The following is a 3168-nucleotide window of genomic DNA, read 5'->3' as shown; positions in this document are numbered from 1 at the left end:
ACTAATGATGATATTGTTAACAATCTTTACCAATTCATGTTCGATGATATTTGGCATTTGCGTATACACTTTTAAGTAACCACGTGTCAAAGGTTATCTAAGACACACGCTCAACCGAAACCGCGAGGCTATTGAAAAGTAAAGTCATGCTCAGAACAAATAAGAAACTCACAGAGCGAGGATGGAGGCTCCTGTGGCCATATTAAAAATGTTTGGAAAGAAAAATTCCAACAGTCCGGTCAACTCTGATATGGACAAGCAAAGAAAATACGAAGCGCTCGTCCGAGGGTACCATCGTGACTTATATCGCTACGCATACTGGTTGTGCAAAGATAAAGCGATAGCGGAAGATCTAGTTCAGGAAACCTGTCTTAGAGCTTGGAAGTCACTCGATAGTCTCCAGGATGAAAAAGCAGCCAAGTCTTGGCTCATCACCATATTGAGACGAGAAAATGCGCGCCGCTTCGAACGTAAACAATTTGATTTAGTTGATATCGATGATTACGGCAATGATGCTAAAGTCAGCGATGACCCACATCATCAGCAAGAATGGCTGCAAGCACAGATCATGAAACTCGATGTTGAATACCGCGAACCTTTATTTCTCCAAGTTGTCGGTGGTTTCAGCGGAGAAGAAATTGGCGACATTCTTGATTTAAATAAAAATACAGTGATGACTCGATTATTTCGCGCTCGTAATCAACTCAAAGAGATGTTGGATTCTCAAGATACTAAGAGAGGACAAAAGAATGGATGATTTAGAATTTCGTCGTCGTATTTTGTCGGATCCAAAACAAAAAGATGAAGAGGTTCTGCAAGCTTTAGCTGGTAGCGACGCCAACAATAAGTTTGTTGATGACGTTTTGGATCTCGACGTAAAAATTAAACAAGCCATGAATGTGGATGTACCTGAAGATCTCGCTGATAAGATTTTATTTAGTCAGACGTCGAGTGCACTTGATGAAGAGAAGGTCGTCAAACCAAACTTTGTTCGCAAAGCAATGGCACTTGCCGCTTCTATTGCGTTCACCGCAGGATTATTCGTTGGTCAAGTAAACTGGGGAAATGTTTTGGTGTCTCCAGCACAAGCCAGTTTAGCGGATACCGCGATGAAACACGTTATTCATGAAGAACCTTTTGTTCGTCATCTTGATGAGGATGTACCGAGCTCGCAAATTAATGCGAAAATGTCGCCATTTCATTACCAGTTTAGTGAAAACTTTCCATATCACGTTTACTACCTAAACCACTGCGGTTTTGGCGAATCCAATGCGGTGCATATGGTATTCCAAGGTCCAAAAGGTAAAGTAACGTTATTTATTACTGGTATTCCTAGCGAACAAAGTACCGACTTTAATAAGGATGGCATGATCGGTATCGTTCAGCCCGTCGGGAGTTCAAGCCTGATTTTAGTCGGGGAAGAAGGTGAAAATATTGATGCGATCGCTACGACTCTTGCATCAATGATTAAGCCGATGTAACAACTTCGACGATTTCCAGCCTTCAAAAGGTTAAATGCCGCTAAATGGTCTTATTTAGCGGCATTTCTGGATAAATAGAACACAAAACATTCACCATTGTTATGGCCTTTAGAGCTTAAACTCTAAATTATGCATTTTAAGTGCAATTTCCCGTCTTTTAGACATCATTTCTGCAATTTTTATTCAATTTTATCCAATGGTCGGATTTGTCCAAGCAACTATTGATACTACTATCTGCGCCACTGAGCAAAAGCTCAATTTATCGTCCAAAGAGACGAATCTAATAAGGAAAAACAAATGACTCAGAACACGCGTCTGTTTAAAAAGACTCTCCTAGCAGTAACGGTAGCTTTTGCCTCAGGTCAATCGATGGCAGCGGGTTTCCAAATCAACGCTCAATCAGCAACTGGCATCGGCCGTGCATTTGCTGGTGATGCAGTAATCGCAGATAACGCCGCAGTAATGGCTCGTAACCCAGCAGCAATGGCTCTATTTGACAAAATGGAGCTTTCGCTAGGCTTCGAAAGCATTACTTCAATGATTGAAGTGAAAGATGCGAAATATAACGTTAATACTCCTTTGGGTTCCAGTACTGTAAATGTTGCTGACACTGATGATGTGGGTGATACGTCAATAGCTCCAAACATTCACCTAATCGTTCCAGTAAATGACAAGTTTGCATGGGGCGTAAACGCATACTCTAATTTCGGCACTAAAACTGAATTTTCAGATAACTACACCGCAACCGAGTACGGTGGTCTTACGGATGTAAAAAGCTTCAACTTTGGCTTTGCGGGTTCTTACCGTTTAAACGAACAATGGAGCTTTGGTGCTGGTTTAGATTTAATCTACGGCCAAGGCACAATGAAGCGTACAACTAGCTCTTCAGTCCCAGGGGTTGGCGGTCAAAAAATTCTGGACGTAGATAAAGCTGATGGTTGGGCTGTTGGTTTCAACGTTGGTACTGTGTACGAACTAGATGAAAACAACCGTTTTGGTCTAGCGTATCGTTACAGCCCTGAATTTACGGCGAAAGACGACAAAGGTCAGGAAATCACGCTACCTCTACCAGATATGGCCGAGTTTTCTGGTTTCCACAAAATCCAAGACACTAAGTTTGCTGTACACTACAGCATCCAATACATCGGTTGGAAAGATTTCGACCAAATTGATTTTGAGAACCTAAATCAGGGTTTACTTAAAGGTGGTTACTCGAAAGACTATCAATGGCAAGATGGCTGGCACTACGCAATTGGTGGTACTTACTACCTAAACAACAACTGGACACTTCGTGCTGGTTACATGTACGACACAAGCGCTCAAGATAAAGTAACGTCTATCTCGGTACCAGACTCAGATCGCCAGTGGTTCTCCACAGGTTTCTCTTACCATATTGATAATAGCTCAAACATCGATTTTGGCTTCACGTACTTGTTAGGTGAAGATGTAAAAGTTAATGAGAATACTCAATTAGTTCCTGGTCTTTCTACCGGTGTAACAGCAACAACTCATGCTGACGCAATTCTATTCGGCTTACAATACAGCCGTAGTTTCTAAACGCTTCGCTGTTAGTTAGTAGAAAAATACTTTATATAAAAGGCTGGATTTCCAGCCTTTTTTTATATCTGCGATTTATTGCCCACTCAATTTGAGTGAACACGTGTATCTAAATCTCACAATTAGGACG

3 protein-coding genes are annotated in these 3168 nt (G+C 41.5%); all 3 read left to right on the top strand.

Going from position 1 to position 3168, the window contains the following annotated elements:
* Positions 1-181 precede the first annotated feature (181 nt).
* Complete coding sequence (locus CAG69_RS14575; protein WP_029836529.1) at positions 182-757, top strand: sigma-70 family RNA polymerase sigma factor; 576 nt, start codon at positions 182-184, stop codon at positions 755-757.
* The gene (locus CAG69_RS14570; protein WP_161444850.1) at positions 750-1481 is read left to right on the top strand and encodes a DUF3379 domain-containing protein; all 732 of its coding nucleotides are present in this window, start codon (positions 750-752) and stop codon (positions 1479-1481) included. The genes CAG69_RS14575 and CAG69_RS14570 overlap by 8 nt, the downstream gene beginning before the upstream one ends.
* A gap of 297 nt (positions 1482-1778) precedes the next feature.
* Complete coding sequence (locus tag CAG69_RS14565; protein ID WP_139060709.1) at positions 1779-3038, top strand: outer membrane protein transport protein; 1260 nt, start codon at positions 1779-1781, stop codon at positions 3036-3038.
* Positions 3039-3168: the final 130 nt, after the last annotated feature.

The sequence above is a fragment of the Vibrio sp. V43_P6S15P86 genome, from assembly GCF_009904725.1.
Lineage (GTDB): Bacteria > Pseudomonadota > Gammaproteobacteria > Enterobacterales > Vibrionaceae > Vibrio > Vibrio diabolicus.
The sequence above is the reverse complement of the archived record's forward strand: the minus strand, read 5'-3'. Positions and strand labels throughout refer to the sequence as shown.